At 68.1% G+C, this 13,463-nt stretch carries 13 protein-coding genes; 7 read left to right on the top strand and 6 right to left on the bottom strand.

Going from position 1 to position 13,463, the window contains the following annotated elements; genetic code table 11:
- The gene (locus CPH63_RS06010) at positions 1 to 795 is read left to right on the top strand and encodes a mechanosensitive ion channel domain-containing protein (RefSeq protein ID WP_096302010.1); all 795 of its coding nucleotides are present in this window, start codon (positions 1 to 3) and stop codon (positions 793 to 795) included.
- A 9-nt stretch (positions 796 to 804) separates the two neighbouring features.
- Here the strand turns inward: CPH63_RS06010 and CPH63_RS06005 are convergent, their stop codons facing one another.
- The 3 genes from CPH63_RS06005 to CPH63_RS05995 form a co-directional block, all read right to left on the bottom strand.
- Positions 805 to 1,731, bottom strand: coding sequence for a pseudouridine-5'-phosphate glycosidase (locus CPH63_RS06005; RefSeq protein WP_096302009.1), 927 nt, complete (start codon positions 1,729 to 1,731; stop codon positions 805 to 807).
- Positions 1,732 to 1,813: 82 nt separating this feature from the next.
- On the bottom strand, positions 1,814 to 2,713 hold the full coding sequence (locus CPH63_RS06000; RefSeq protein WP_096302008.1) for a carbohydrate kinase family protein: 900 nt from the start codon (positions 2,711 to 2,713) through the stop codon (positions 1,814 to 1,816).
- A gap of 9 nt (positions 2,714 to 2,722) precedes the next feature.
- The gene (locus CPH63_RS05995) at positions 2,723 to 4,108 is read right to left on the bottom strand and encodes an NAD(P)-binding domain-containing protein (protein WP_096302007.1); all 1,386 of its coding nucleotides are present in this window, start codon (positions 4,106 to 4,108) and stop codon (positions 2,723 to 2,725) included.
- Positions 4,109 to 4,259: 151 nt separating this feature from the next.
- On the opposite strand from CPH63_RS05995, the gene CPH63_RS05990 reads away from it, so the two are divergent.
- The 5 genes from CPH63_RS05990 to CPH63_RS05970 all read left to right on the top strand — a co-directional run bounded on the left by CPH63_RS05990 (position 4,260) and on the right by CPH63_RS05970 (position 8,820).
- Entirely contained in the window at positions 4,260 to 4,961 is a 702-nt protein-coding gene (locus tag CPH63_RS05990) for a TetR/AcrR family transcriptional regulator (RefSeq protein WP_096302006.1), read from the top strand.
- Positions 4,958 to 6,748 carry a GMC oxidoreductase gene (locus CPH63_RS05985; RefSeq protein ID WP_096302005.1) on the top strand — a complete coding sequence of 597 codons (1,791 nt, stop codon included), beginning with the start codon at positions 4,958 to 4,960 and terminating at the stop codon, positions 6,746 to 6,748. Before CPH63_RS05990 ends, CPH63_RS05985 begins: the two co-directional genes overlap by 4 nt.
- Positions 6,745 to 7,413, top strand: coding sequence for an acetoacetate decarboxylase family protein (locus CPH63_RS05980; protein ID WP_096302004.1), 669 nt, complete (start codon positions 6,745 to 6,747; stop codon positions 7,411 to 7,413). The genes CPH63_RS05985 and CPH63_RS05980 overlap by 4 nt, the downstream gene beginning before the upstream one ends.
- Before the next feature lie 453 nt (positions 7,414 to 7,866).
- Complete coding sequence (locus CPH63_RS05975) at positions 7,867 to 8,058, top strand: hypothetical protein (RefSeq protein ID WP_096302003.1); 192 nt, start codon at positions 7,867 to 7,869, stop codon at positions 8,056 to 8,058.
- Positions 8,059 to 8,085: 27 nt separating this feature from the next.
- Entirely contained in the window at positions 8,086 to 8,820 is a 735-nt protein-coding gene (locus tag CPH63_RS05970) for a 3-keto-5-aminohexanoate cleavage protein (RefSeq protein WP_157749319.1), read from the top strand.
- On the opposite strand, the gene CPH63_RS05965 is transcribed toward CPH63_RS05970, so the two are convergent.
- The 3 genes from CPH63_RS05965 to CPH63_RS05955 all read right to left on the bottom strand — a co-directional run bounded on the left by CPH63_RS05965 (position 8,821) and on the right by CPH63_RS05955 (position 12,484).
- Positions 8,821 to 9,918, bottom strand: coding sequence for an LLM class flavin-dependent oxidoreductase (locus CPH63_RS05965; RefSeq protein WP_096302001.1), 1,098 nt, complete (start codon positions 9,916 to 9,918; stop codon positions 8,821 to 8,823). It abuts the gene before it with no gap.
- Between the two features lie 92 nt (positions 9,919 to 10,010).
- The gene (locus CPH63_RS05960; protein WP_096302000.1) at positions 10,011 to 11,348 is read right to left on the bottom strand and encodes a cytochrome P450; all 1,338 of its coding nucleotides are present in this window, start codon (positions 11,346 to 11,348) and stop codon (positions 10,011 to 10,013) included.
- A gap of 80 nt (positions 11,349 to 11,428) precedes the next feature.
- Positions 11,429 to 12,484, bottom strand: a complete 1,056-nt coding sequence (locus CPH63_RS05955) for a CoA ester lyase (RefSeq protein WP_096301999.1) — start codon at positions 12,482 to 12,484, stop codon at positions 11,429 to 11,431.
- A gap of 155 nt (positions 12,485 to 12,639) precedes the next feature.
- Here CPH63_RS05955 and CPH63_RS05950 point away from each other — a divergent pair, with 155 nt between their 5' ends.
- Positions 12,640 to 13,446 carry an SDR family oxidoreductase gene (locus CPH63_RS05950; protein ID WP_096301998.1) on the top strand — a complete coding sequence of 269 codons (807 nt, stop codon included), beginning with the start codon at positions 12,640 to 12,642 and terminating at the stop codon, positions 13,444 to 13,446.
- The last annotated feature ends 17 nt before the right edge of the window (positions 13,447 to 13,463 follow it).

Genomic DNA, 13,463 nt, shown 5'->3' with positions numbered 1-13,463 from the left:
ATGAGGTGGCATCGGGGACGGGCCAAGCAAATGCTCCCGCCGGCGACGATAGATGCCCTGCGCACCCTGGAGTCGCGGGTCCGCCCCGATTTCCGGCGTAGCGTCGTCTTCGGCGTCCTGGCGGTCTGCGCGCTGATCCTCAACGCGACCCTCGGCGGTGTGCACGACGAAACGCTGCACGTCCGCCTGATCTCCTGGGGCTGCGCCGCGCTGGTGGCGATCTTCGGTGTGCTGGGCACCCGCAGCGCGGCCAATGAGGTCTCCCGGGTCAGCGACGCCCGAGCCGGAGCGTCGGCGGCGGCGGCCCTGCGCGTCGGCGTGCTGCTGGTCGGCTTCCTCTTCACCTTCACCGCGGTCATCAACGTGCTCGAGATCGATGCCGGACGGTTCCTGGTCGGCGGCGGCTTCACCGCGATCATCCTCGGCATCGCCGGACAGCAGGTCCTCGGGAATCTGGTCGCCGGGCTGGTGCTGCTCTTCTCCCGCCCGTACGTACCGGGCGAGCGGGTGCGGATCCACTCGGGCGCGCTCGGCGGCCCGCATGATGGGGTGGTCACCACTGTCGGCCTCCTGTACACGATGGTGGTCACCGCTGACGGCCCGCTCAACATCCCCAACGGCGCTCTGCTCGCGGCGGCCGTCGGACCGATCACCGAGGAGGAGATGGCCAGTGCGGCCCGGGAGCGAGAGGCGGCCGCCGCCACCGAGACCGAACCCAAGACCCAGACGCAGCCGGAGCAGCACCCGCAAGCGCTCCCCGGCGACGGCTCGCCGCCCGGAAGCCAGGTTCTCTAGCGAGCCGACTCAGCCCGCCAACTCGATCGCGACCAGTGCGGCCACCCGAGCGTTGTTCTCGGCCAGCGCCAGGTTGGCCGGCACGCTCGCGCCGGCCGTCGCTTCACCGATGCGGCCGAGGATGAACGGGGTGACCGCGGCGCCGGTGATGCCCTGCGCCGCAGAGTCGGCCAGCGCCGCCTCCAGGGCACCGGCGAGATGCTCGGCGTCGAGCTCGTCGGCCTCCGGGACCGGCACGGTCAGCAGCACACCGCTGCGCGCCCGGATCCGATTTCGCAGCACCCTCGCCACCACTGCGGCCGACTCGACCCGGTGCGGCACCGGCAGCCCGCTGGAGCGGGTGTAGAACGCCGGGAACCAGTCGTGCTGCCAGCCGAGCACCGGAACGCCGGCCGCCTCCAGGTACTCCAGGGTTCGCGGTAGGTCCAGGAAGGCCTTCGCGCCGGCGCAGACCGTGACGACGGGATGGTTGGCCAGGGCATCGAGGTCGGCCGAGATGTCCCCGGTGATCTCGGCCTGCCGGTGCACTCCGCCGATCCCGCCGGTGGCGAAGACCTCTATCCCGACGGCGTGGGCCAGCGCCACCGAGGCCGAGACCGTGGTGACGCCGACCTCGATCCGCTCGGCCAGGGCCACCGCGATATCTCGTTCGGCCACCTTCCGGGTGCCGGCCAGCACGCGCAGTTCCTCACCGGGTTCGAGCCCGATGCGGGCCTGGCCGTCGAGGATCGCGGTGACCGCGGGGAGCGCACCGGCCGCCGTCACCGCCGCCTCACAGCGCCGCAGCGCCTCCAGATTGGCCGGCGAGGGGAGGCCGAGGCTGGAGAAGATGGTCGACTCCATCGCCACGATCGGACGCCCCTCGGCCAGCGCCGTCGCCACTGCCTCCGAGACCCGTAACGCCGTCGCCGGAAGGTGCGCAGCTTGTTCAGTCATACCGCGATCATTCCAGCCCGGCCCCGCCGCACGACAGCGAAACCGCCGGCCGGGGCGGTCCTCGGGGCGCCGGCCGGAAGCTTCAGCCCACCGGGCTGCTCGACTGGGCCCCCGGAGTGAGTAGCACCGAGCGGGCCAGCGCATGGCCGAAGCGGGCACACTCGGCCAGGTCGCTGTGCCCCAGCCAGGCACTGAGGAAGCCCGCCGCGAAGGCGTCACCGGCGCCCGTCGAGTCGCGCACCCCGGCCAGCGGCGGGACCGGAACGAGCAGCTCGTCGCCGAAGACCGGGCGGACGGCCGTCGGTCGGGGGCCGTCCTTCACCACCGTGAGGGTGCCGCTGAAACGATCGTTGGCCAGGTCGAGCAGCGCCGCTTCGTCGGCGTTGGCGAAGAGCAACTGAGGCTGCACCGAGTCCAGCAGCTGACGGAAACGCTCGACGCCGTAGTCGGTGATCATCCCGGTCGACGAGGCGTCGATCGAGACCGGCACACCGCGCCGGCGGGCCGAGTCGATGAGGCGGCGCACCGAGCCCGCAGTCGGCTCGGTGGCGAAGCAGTAGGCGGGGACGTGCAGGCAACCGGCTGAGACCAGCCACATGTCCGAGACCTCCTGCAGCTGACCGGCGGCCGCCCGATCCGGGTACATGGTGCGCTCACCGTCGGCGTCGACGAGCACCACGATGGTGCCGGTGCGCCCTCGACGCTGGACCCGTACGTCGACGCCCCGATCGGTCAGCTCGGCGACCAGCATGGTTGCCGCCGCGTCCTCACCGACACAGCCGATGAAGCGGGACGGGACCAGATCAGCCGCAAAAAAAGCGACATTCGCGGCGCTACCACCGCGCGAGCGGAAGATGGCCGCCTCATTGTCGGTGCCGGGGTGAACGTCGCGGGTACGCCAGACCACGATGTCCTCGACGAGGTCGCCGACGGCTACCAGGACCCCTTGCTCGGCCTGCCGTCGGAGATATTGCGCGGTCATTGGCTGAGTTTATGCAGAATTTCCGAGCGGACGTACCACCTGTGTCCGATCCTTGATCAGGGCCCGTGACTGGCCGTGCCGCCGGGCTCCCGCTGCCCGTTCCAACTTGATCTCGCGCAGGTGCTCCAGGAAGTCGACCTGGATGGTGTGCCGCTTGGAGGCGACGTAGCGCTTCGCGATCGAGCGGCGGTAACCGCTGATCTCCTTCTGCATCTCGCCCTGGCTGGGGAGCGTCGCGGTGCCGTCGAGGAGATCGGCCACCCAGCCCGCCTGCGCCTCGGCCAGCGGCATGATCGCGCCCAGCGGCTGCACCAGCCCCACGAAGTAGAGCCCGGGATGGTTCGGATCGACCACCCGGTGGTAGAGCTCGATCTGGTTGTCGGGCGCGGTGATCAGCTGCGGGTCGAGGAACGGGAAGCTGATCTTGTATCCGGTGCAGTAGACGATCCGGTCGATCTGCTCGGACGTTCCATCGACGAAGTGCACAGTGTCTCCGTCGATCCGTTCGATGTTCGGCTTCACTGTGATGTCTCCGTGACCGAGTCGGGTGAGCAGGTCGTCGGAGATGGTCGGGTGGGCCGACGCGATCTTGTGGTCCGGGGCCGGCAGACCGTAGTCGACGACATTCCCGCGAGCCAGCCGGACGGTCAGTCCCAGCAGCGTCCGCTGCATCGGAAAGATCCGGATCCGGGCCAGGGGCGAGGTGGTGAGGTGGTCGGTCGGGATGCCGAAGACGTACTTGGGGAGCACGTGCGCGCCACGGCGCATGGCCAGGAACGTCCGGGCCGACACCTTGGAGGTCTCGACGGCGATGTCGCAGGCTGAGTTGCCGATGCCCAGCACGAGCACCCGCTTCCCCTCGAAGCCATCGAACGTCTTGTAGTAGTGCGAGTGCGTCTGCTCGCCAGTGAAGGTCTCGGCACCGGGGAAGGCCGGCTCCGGCATCCGCGCGTCCCAGTGATGGCCGTTGGCGACGATCACCGCGGCGTAGTGCTCGGTAGTCAGCTCCGCGCTTCCCCGCGGCCGGGTGCTCACCTCCCAGCCACCGCCCGCGGCCGGCACCACATTGGTCACCTCGGTGCGGAACTGGATGTATTTACGCAGTCCCCAGTGGTCGACGAACTCGTCGAAGTACCGCGCGATCTGCACGTGATTGGGGTAGGTCGGGTAACTGTCGTCCATGCCGTACGAGGCATATTCCATGATCTGCCGCGAGGTGTTGATGTGCAGCGAACGGTAGGAGGAGGACATGCCGTTGTCGTTGAGGTAGCGCCAGTTTCCGCCGACCTCCGAGCCCGCCTCGAAGCAGTCGAAGTCGATCCCGCGATCGGCCAGAACCTGCGCCGCCGCGATTCCGGATGACCCTGCACCGATGATGCAGACCCGTTCGTTCATGTATTCCTCCGCTGTATCCGACAGGTATTCGACTTGTGTCCGACCGGCACCCGACCGAGCCGGAGCAATTTTCAAGCAGCTACGGCCGATAGCTTGTCTAATTGTGACCGGGTGGTCATACTCACTATGACAGCGAGCAGACGGGTGCGCAATGCCAAGATCAACTTGGGTGAATCTCGATGAGCAGCGCCGCGAACGGGTGCTGCTGGCCGCCATGTCCGAGTTCGGGCGGCGGGGCTACTCGGGCGGCAGCCTCAACGTCATCGCCCGCGAGGCCGGGGTCGCGAAGGGCTCCCTCTTCCAGTACTTCGAGGACAAGTTCGACCTCTTCGCCCACATCGCCGAGCACGTGTCACTTAGCATCTACGCCGCTCTCGCCCCCCATCTCGACCGCGCGGAGGCCGAACCCGGAGCGGGCCACGGAGCTGGCGACGGAGCCGGCGATGCAGCGAGCGATGCATTTCTGGAGACCTTCACGCGACTGGTCGAGGTGTGGATCGACTACATGAGCTCACACCCGTTGGAGCGCGGAGTCACCGCAGCGACCAACTTCGAGCTCGACCCGGCGATCCGGCTGGCCGTCCGGGAGCCCGTTCATCGTCTCTACGCCCAGGCGCTGCGACCGCTCTTCGCCGATGCGATCGCCCGCGGAGAACTCGCCGAGGAGACCGACGTGGACGCCCTGCTGAGCATCACCATCCTGCTGCTCCCCCATCTCGCCCTGGCCCCGTTCGAGCCGGGGCTGGACTCCGCACTCGTCCTCTACGGCACCACCAAGCGGGTGCGGACGGCCCACGCGCGCCGCCTCGTCGCCGTCGTCATCTCATCGGCATCGATCGGAGTTGCGTCGTGAGCGATCACTACGACGTCCTTGTCATCGGCTCGGGCTTCGGCGGGAGCGTCAGCGCGCTGCGTCTCACCGAGAAGGGGTACCGGGTCGGCGTCCTGGAAGCCGGCCGCCGATTCGCCGACGAGGACTTCCCGAAGACCTCCTGGCACGTACGGGACTACATCTTCGCTCCGCGGGCCGGCTGCTACGGGTTCTTCCGGATGACGCCGCTGCGCGACGTGCTCATCCTCACCGGCGCCGGCGTCGGTGGCGGCTCGCTCGGCTACGCGAACACCCTTTACCAACCGCCGGATTCGGTCTTCGCCGACCGGCAGTGGGCGCATATCACCGACTGGCGGGCTGAGCTGGCTCCCTACTACGACCAGGCCCGGCGGATGCTCGGCGTCGCCACCTATCCGGGGATGACCCCGTCGGATCGCGTGATGCGGGACGTCGCCACGAAGCTCGGCTTCGGCGAGACGTTCCAGCGGGCCGATGTCGGCGTCTTCTTCGGCGACACCGCTGCGGGCGACCCCCCCGGGTCCCGACCGGGTGTCGAGGTCCCCGACCCGTACTTCGGCGGGGTCGGGCCAGCCCGGCGCTCCTGCATCCACTGCGGTGAGTGCATGACCGGATGCCGGCACAATGCCAAGAACACGCTGGTGAAGAACTACCTCTACCTGGCCGAACAGGCCGGCGCCGAGGTTCATCCGATGACCACGGTCCAGACGGTTCGCCCGCGCGCCGATGGCGGCTATACGGTCGAGACGCATCGAACCGGGCGCAGTCGCCGTGGGCGTCGGGGCCAGCGAAGGGGCCAGCGAAGGGGCCAGCGCCGGACCTTCACCGCCGACCAGGTGATCTTCGCGGCCGGTGCGCTCGGAACGGCGAAGCTGCTGCACACCCTGCGGGCCGATGGCTCGCTGCCGTTGATCTCCGATCGGGTCGGCAAGCTCACCCGCACCAACTCCGAGGCCATCCTGGCCGCCCGCAGCAAGGTGCCACCGGCCGGCGGCGGGGACTACTCCCGCGGCGTCTCGATCACCTCCTCGATCCACCCCGACCCCTCGACCCACGTCGAGCCGGTGCGGTACGGGAAGGGCAGTAATCTACTGAGCCTCATGGGTGCGATCCTGATCGATGGGAACGCGGCCGGGAAGGCTCGCTGGCGGCAGGCCGCGGTACAGATGTGGCGTCACCGCCGCGAACTGGCCGGACTGCACGATCCGCGGCACTGGTCCGAGCAGACGATCGTGCTGCTCGTCATGCAGAGTCTCGACAACTCGATCACCACCTCGATGAGGTCCCGTCTGGGGTGGCGGCGACTGCGCAGCACACCGGGCGAGGGTGAGCCCAACCCCAGCTGGATCCCGGCCGGGCACGAGGTCGCCCGCGAGGTCGCCGCCACGATCGGCGGCACCCCCTCGGGCTCGCTCGGGGACATCATCAACATGCCGGTCACCGGTCATCTGATCGGCGGCTGCGTGATCGGCGATTCGCCGTCCACCGGGGTCGTCGACGCCTACCAGCGCCTCTACGGCTACACCGGCCTGCATGTCATCGACGGCTCGACCGTCTCGGTGAATCTGGGCGTCAACCCCTCGCTCACCATCACCGCCCAGGCCGAACGTGCGCTCTCGTTCTGGCCGAACAACGGGGAGGACGATCTGCGCGCTCCGCTCGGCACCCCTTACCGGCGAATCGCGGCCACCACGCCGCGGTCTCCGGTGGTGCCGGAGCCCGCGCCCGGCGCGCTGCGTCTGCCGATCTTCCTACCGGCCGCCGCCCCGAGCGCTGGGGAGCAGTCATGACGGCTGAGTACCCGGCCGAGCCGTGGCATCTCGTCGGGCAACTGCACGCCTCGGTCTTCCTGGTCCCGCTGGCCGAAGTGCAGGAAGCTCTGACGGATGCACCGTCGCGGGGCCTGCCGCCGGGCGTGCACCTGGTTCGCCTCGGCGGCCGATGCGTGGTCGCAACGGCATGGGTCGACTACCAGCCCGGCGGCGTGCTCCACTACCGCGAATTGATGTCGACGCTCCTGGTGCGCAGCCGGTGGCGCCTGCTGCCGACGATCACCCATATCTGGGTGGACAGCGAGCAGTCGCGCGACGGCGGTAAGGCGCTGTGGGGAATCCCCAAGCAGCTGGCCGACTTCGACTTCTCCGACGATTCAGCTGAGCCTGCCCCGGCGCCCGCTCGGGGCCGGGACTTCACCGCGGCCGACGAGTCAGGCGCGATCGCCGCCGGCACCATCCGTCCGCGGCGACGGCTGCCGGTCCGCGTTCCAGTCCGGTTTCGGGTCGTTCAGCGGTTACATGGACGCGCCAAGGTCACGCCGGTTCGCTCGCGGGCCGGACTCGGTGTCGCCGCCGCCACCTTCACGGCGAACCCGGCCGGGCCGTTGGCGTTTCTGGCTGGCCGTCGACCCATCCTCACGCTGACCATGCACGACTTCGACATGAGCTTCGGCGGCTGAGCGGGCGGCGGCTGGGCGGCTGATGGGGCGAGAAATGCAGAACGCGGTTCCGGGCCGCTCTCGCTGCCCGAAACCGCGCTTCTACTTGTGTAGCGCGCCTGCGGGGTGGTGTCCCGATCTCGTCCCCCGAGTCGATCAGGTGCGACGCCCACCGAATCCCCCGAGACGGTGACCTGCCGTACTACCCTGCTGCGCTGCTTCGCCGTACCCCCCAGTACTGCGTGAAGACAATGTTTCCTAGGAAACTATTCGCCGTCAAGGGGCAGCGCACCCAAGTGCCCACCCTCACACCTGTATTACGTTTGCCCGAGTTGTTTCGCGATGCGCTAAGGGCCAGCTATTCCGGACCTCACGCGGACCACAGCAACCGATCACTACTCTGGGTAACAGGTCGAGCCGCACGCCTTCGCGGCTCGAACGCAGCCCATGGCCTTCGATCCGAGGAGCAGCATTATGGCGACGACTCACTCCGCAGACGAGATCCGCGACAGCATCGACGACTTGAGCAGCGAGATCCGCGACCGGCTGCAGGCCGCAACCGAAGCGGCGACGGCGGGCAAGTCGAACACCAAACGTAACGCGATCGGCCTCGGCATCGCCGCGATCCTGATCCTGCTGGTCGTCCGTCGAATCCTCAATCGCTAACCGCTGCGCGACGAGTCGGGGCCAGTCGTGTTACTGCAGGCGGCGCTCAACGGAGCGCACCAGAGGGACAGCTTCGCCACCGTGCCGATCTCACCGGCGGAACTCGCAGCCGACGCCGCCGAGTGCGTGCTGGCCGGCGCGGGAGCGATTCACCTGCACCCCCGCGACGCCAGCGGCCGGGAGCAGCTCACCGCCGAGGTCGTCGATGACGCGGTTCGCCGGGTGAAGGAGCTCTGCCGGGTACCGGTCGGCGTCACCACCGGGGCCTGGATCGAACCTGATCCGGAGCAGCGAGCCAAGCACGTACGCACCTGGCGCTGGCCCGATTCGGCGTCGGTGAACCTCTCCGAGCGCGGCGTCATGGCGGTGATGCGGGCCTGCCTGGACTGCGGCATCGGCATTGAGGCCGGGATCTCCAGCGTCGACGACGCCGAGCGGCTGGCTCGGTCGGGCTACGGCAATCTCGTCTCGCGAATCCTGATCGAGCCGGTCAATGCGCCGGCCGGCACGTCGGTCGCGATGGTCGACGAGATTCACGCCGTGCTGGATCGCCGCCGCCTCGGCGCGCCACGACTACAGCACGGCGAGGGGGACGCCGCCTGGATTCTGCTCGAGGACGCGGTGGCGCGAGGCATCGACACCCGCATCGGACTGGAGGACACGCAGCGCGACCGATCGGGCGCGGCGATCAGCAGTAACGGCTCCCTGGTGCGCGCGGCGCACCGTCTGGGCGCCGGGGCGGCCGCTACCGGCCGACGGTAGTCAGCTGGCCGGTGCCGGCTCGGGCGTCCCGCTCATCGACGACTTGAGAGACGGATGCATCGGGGCCTGCGGCACACCGGGAGCCCGACGAGCTTCGAGCTCCCTACGCAGCACCGGCACGATCTCACCTAGCAGGTCAAGTTGCTCCAGCACTGACTTCAACGGCAATCCAGCGTGGTCGATGAGGAAGAGCTGACGCTGGTAGTCACCGAAATGTTCTTGGAAAGTAAGGGTCTTCTCGATCACCTCGGCCGGACTGCCGACGGTCAACGGGGTCTGCGCCATGAACTCCTCCAGCGACGCGCCGTGCCCGTACACCGGCGCCTTGTCGAAGTAGGGGCGGAATTCCCGGATGGCGTCCTGCGAGTTCCGCCGCATGAAGACCTGACCACCCAACCCGACGATGGCCTGCTCCGGCGTCCCGTGACCGTAGTGCGCAAAGCGCTGCCGATAGAAGTCGATGAGCTGGATGAAGTGCTCCTTCGGCCAGAAGATGTGGTTGGCGAAGAATCCATCACCGTAGAACGCGGCCTGCTCGGCGATCTCGGGGCTGCGGATCGAACCGTGCCAGACGAACGGCGGCACTCCATCGAGCGGTCGCGGGGTCGAGGTGAAGCCCTGCAGCGGCGTACGGAACTCCCCGGCCCAGTCCACCTCCTCCTCGCGCCAGAGTCGTCGCAGCAGCGCGTAGTGCTCCACGGCCAGCCCGATCCCCTGCTGGATGTCCTGACCGAACCACGGATAGACCGGGCCGGTGTTGCCCCGTCCCAGCATCAGGTCCACCCGGCCGTCGGCCAGATGCTGGAGAAAGGCGTAGTCCTCGGCGATCTTCACCGGGTCATTGGTGGTGATCAGTGTCGTCGACGTCGAGAGCAGGAGCTTGGAGGTCTGGGCCGCGATGTACCCGAGCAGGGTCGTCGGCGAGGACGGGACGAACGGAGGATTGTGGTGCTCACCGGAGGCGAAGACATCGAGCCCGACCTCCTCGGCCTTGAGCGCGATCGCGATCATCGACCTGATCCGCTCATGCTCAGTCGGCGCCCTACCGGTCGTCGGGTCCGGCGTCACGTCGCCGACGGTGAATACTCCGAACTGCATTACCACTCCAATGATCTAGTTGATTACTCAACTACAGCATTGGAGGGCGGGGATTCCCTAACTGGCCAGCGGTCGAACTCACCGTGATTTAACTACCCCCCGGCGGAGACGCCCACATTCACCGGACGCTGGGCGGGCGTGCCGAGCAGCACGGGAAGGCTCGACCAGCCTCGCAGCACCCGGGTCGTGCGCCTCGTTCCGGCGCCGGCCAGCGTCAGCTCCGGGAAGCGGTCGAAGAGGCTGCGTAGCCCCACATCGCCCTCAACTCGGGCCAGCGCCGCGCCGAGACAGTAATGACGACCACCAGAGAAGGAGAGGTGCTTGCTGGCGTTCGCCCGCGTCACATCGAAGCTGTGCGGATCGTCGAAGACGTTCGGATCACGATTCGCCCCGGCCAGCACGAGCGCGATCATCTCGCCGGCGACCATGGGAACTCCGCTCAGCACGGTGTCCCGTCGGGCCACTCGCGCCGTGAGCTGCACCGGGGACTCCAGCCGCAGCACCTCATCCACCGCCGTCGACCAGAGCGCCGGGTCGGCCCGCAGCCGGGCCAGCTGCTCGGGATTGTCGAGCAGGAGTCGCACCCCACTGCCCAGCAGGTTCACGGTCGTCTCGAAGCCGGCGGCCAGCACCAGACCAGCCGTCGCCCGCAGCTCACGGTCGTTCAGCCTCTCGCCGTCCTGCGAGGCCCGAGTCAACTGGCTCATCAGGTCCTCGCCCGGGTTTCGCCGCAGGTTCTCCAGGTGACCACCGAGCCACTCGTCGAATTCACGCAGTCCCTTATCCACCAGGCGAAACTCCTGCAGCGTGAGGCCGATATCCAGGCTGGGCGCGGCATATTCGCCGAACTTCAGCACCCGTTCCCGCTCGGACTCGGGGACGCCGAGGATCTCGCTGATGACCAGCACCGGCAGCTGCGCGCAGTACCGAGCCACGATGTCGACCTCGGTACCAGCGGCGGCATCGGCCAGGAGCCCGTCCAGCAGACCGTCGGCTCGCTGCTGGACCCGGTCACGCAGCCCATTCACGGCTCGCGCGGTGAAGACAGAGGAGACGAGCGTGCGGTAGCGGGTGTGCTCCGGTGGCTCGACGGCCAGTAGCGACGGCTCCTGCAGGGGGTGCAGCGACCCACTGCGGGTACGGGCCTCCACCCAGCGCAGCGGCTTGGGGATGTTCACCCCGACCGAGATGACCCGGAAGTCGTCCGACCGCAACACGGCGTGCGTGATGGCGTGGTCGACGGTGATGTTGGAGACGCGAGTCTTGCTCACCGGCCCGTCGGATCGGATCTGCTCGAAGAGTGGCACCGGATCGATCCGGGTCGACGGATCAGCGATGAGCCGGGCCTGGGTATCCCCTTGTTTGGCCCAGCGCTTGGTGGCGAACCTGACGATGCCGTGCAACACGAACCAACGAGCTTCTAGACGCATGTATATATCTTGCGGCAACGCGGCGCGAGAAGCCAGACCTCGCTGCGGTTTCTAAGAATCATTCAGACGTTGCCTGCGAATCAGACGTTTGACGCGTATGCCGCGGCCAGCTCCGGGTCGTTGGCGGCCAGCGCGTCGGCCAGACCGACGACCACCCGGCACTGCTTCACCGTGGCATCGTCCTGCATCTTGCCGTCGATCATCACCGCACCGGTCCCGTCGCCCATCGCGTCGATCACCTTGCGGGCCCACGCCACGTCCTGCGCCGACGGGCTGAAGACCTTGCGCGCGATGCCCACCTGAACCGGGTGCAGCGTCCAGGTGCCCACGCATCCGAGCAGGAAGGCATTGCGGAACTGGTCCTCACAGGCCACCACATCGGCGATGTCGCCGAAGGGCCCGTAGAACGGCAGGATCTCGTTCGCCGCGCACGCATCGACCATCGCAGCGATCGTGTAATGCCAGAGATCCTGCTGGAAAATCGGACGGTCGGCGTTGATCTCGCCGTCGACCGGGTCGGTCCGGACCAGGTAGCCCGGGTGGCCGCCGCCGACCCGGGTCGTCTTCATCCGCCGGCTGGCGGCCAGATCGGCCGGGCCGAGCGACATCCCCTGCATACGCGGGCTGGCGGCGGCGATCGCCTCCACGTTATTGACTCCGGCCGCGGTCTCCAGGATCGCGTGGACCAGGATGGGGCGCGAGATCCCGGCCTTCGCCTCCAGTTGGGCCAGCAACCTATCGATGTAGTAGATGTCCTCCGGGCCTTCGACCTTCGGGACCATGATCACGTCGAGCTTCTCCCCGATCGCCGGCACCAGCGCGAGCAGGTCGTCCAGCACCCACGGGGAGTCGAGGCTGTTGATCCGGGTCCAGAGCTGGGTCGCACCGAAGTCCGTCGTCTGGGCGATGTTGATCAGCCCCGCGCGAGCGGCCTCCTTGCGGTCGGCCTGGATCGCATCCTCCAGGTTGCCGAGCAGGATGTCGACGGTGCCGACCAGTGCCGGCACCTTGGCCGCCATCCGCTCGTTGCTCGGGTCGAAGAAATGGATCATCCGCGACGGCTTGAACGGCACCTCCTGCACCGGCTCCGGGGCGCCGACCGCCAACGGACGGAAGAAGGCTCTGGGGTTACGCATCGGGTCGGCTCCTGGGAATCGGGTCTGCTGTTGGGACTGCTGGACAACGCTGTAAAGCTACTAGGACGTCCGAGCAGTACCTAGACGTTGAGGCCTAGACCACGGTGGTTAGCTTGATCCGAACTCACCGGATCCGGGCCGATATCAGGAGTGTCATGACTGCGTCACCCAAGAGCATCTTCATCAGCGGCGCGGCGAAGGGAATCGGGCGGGCGACCGCGGCGCTCTTCCACTCCCGGGGCTGGCGGGTGGGCCTCTTCGATATCGACGCCGACGCGGTCTCCGTCGCCACCGCTGAGATCCGCCGCAGCGCCAGCAGTCCAGCCGAGTTGGTCAGCGGGGCGCTCGACGTGCGCAGCGCCGAAGAGTGGCGTACGGCGCTGGCCACCTTCACCGAGGGCGGTCACGGTTCGGGGGTGGACGTGCTGATGAACAATGCCGGGGTCCTAGCTTCCGGCCCCTTCATCGAGATGGACGAGCAGACCCATCGCCGGATCGTCGACATCAACATCATGGGTGTCATCAACGGCAGCAAGGAGGGTTACCCCTACCTGCTCGCCGCGCGCGGAATGCTGCTGAACATGTGCTCGGCCTCCTCCTTCTTCGGCCAGCCGACCATCGCCACCTACGCGGCGACGAAGGCGGCGGTGAAGTCGCTGACCGAGGCCCTGGACCTGGAGTGGCAGAGCAGCGGGATCAAGGTACGCAGCCTCATCCCGATGTTCGTCGCAACCGACATGGTGCACGTCGACGGCGACCGGATGCTCGGCACCCAGAAGTTCGGTGTCCGCCTCAGCGCCCAGGACGTGGCGGCCGCGGCCTGGAAGACGGTCACCGAGCGGCCGGTACCGCTGCGCTCGCCCCATCGCACCGTCGGCCGGCAGACCCGCCTGATGGCGGCCGGCTCGGCCATCAGCCCGGACTGGGTGACCCGGCAGGTCGTCCGCCGCGTCTCCAAGTAGCGATCTACTTCGCCGAC

Source organism: Jatrophihabitans sp. GAS493 (assembly GCF_900230215.1).
Classification (GTDB): domain Bacteria; phylum Actinomycetota; class Actinomycetes; order Mycobacteriales; family Jatrophihabitantaceae; genus MT45.
This window is presented reverse-complemented; position numbering and strand designations above follow the sequence as displayed.

Excerpts from the sequence above, each read along its gene's own strand:
- CPH63_RS05980 (WP_096302004.1), top strand. The coding sequence starts at position 6,745 with ATGACGGCTGAGTACCCGGCCGAGCCGTGGCATCTCGTCGGGCAACTG.
- CPH63_RS05960 (WP_096302000.1), bottom strand. The coding sequence starts at position 11,348 with ATGCGTCTAGAAGCTCGTTGGTTCGTGTTGCACGGCATCGTCAGGTTC.
- CPH63_RS06000 (WP_096302008.1), bottom strand. The coding sequence starts at position 2,713 with ATGACCGCGCAATATCTCCGACGGCAGGCCGAGCAAGGGGTCCTGGTA.
- CPH63_RS06010 (WP_096302010.1), top strand. The coding sequence starts at position 1 with ATGAGGTGGCATCGGGGACGGGCCAAGCAAATGCTCCCGCCGGCGACG.
- CPH63_RS05990 (WP_096302006.1), top strand. The coding sequence starts at position 4,260 with ATGCCAAGATCAACTTGGGTGAATCTCGATGAGCAGCGCCGCGAACGG.
- CPH63_RS05995 (WP_096302007.1), bottom strand. The coding sequence starts at position 4,108 with ATGAACGAACGGGTCTGCATCATCGGTGCAGGGTCATCCGGAATCGCG.
- CPH63_RS06005 (WP_096302009.1), bottom strand. The coding sequence starts at position 1,731 with ATGACTGAACAAGCTGCGCACCTTCCGGCGACGGCGTTACGGGTCTCG.
- CPH63_RS05965 (WP_096302001.1), bottom strand. The coding sequence starts at position 9,918 with ATGCAGTTCGGAGTATTCACCGTCGGCGACGTGACGCCGGACCCGACG.
- CPH63_RS05955 (WP_096301999.1), bottom strand. The coding sequence starts at position 12,484 with ATGCGTAACCCCAGAGCCTTCTTCCGTCCGTTGGCGGTCGGCGCCCCG.
- CPH63_RS05950 (WP_096301998.1), top strand. The coding sequence starts at position 12,640 with ATGACTGCGTCACCCAAGAGCATCTTCATCAGCGGCGCGGCGAAGGGA.
- CPH63_RS05975 (WP_096302003.1), top strand. The coding sequence starts at position 7,867 with ATGGCGACGACTCACTCCGCAGACGAGATCCGCGACAGCATCGACGAC.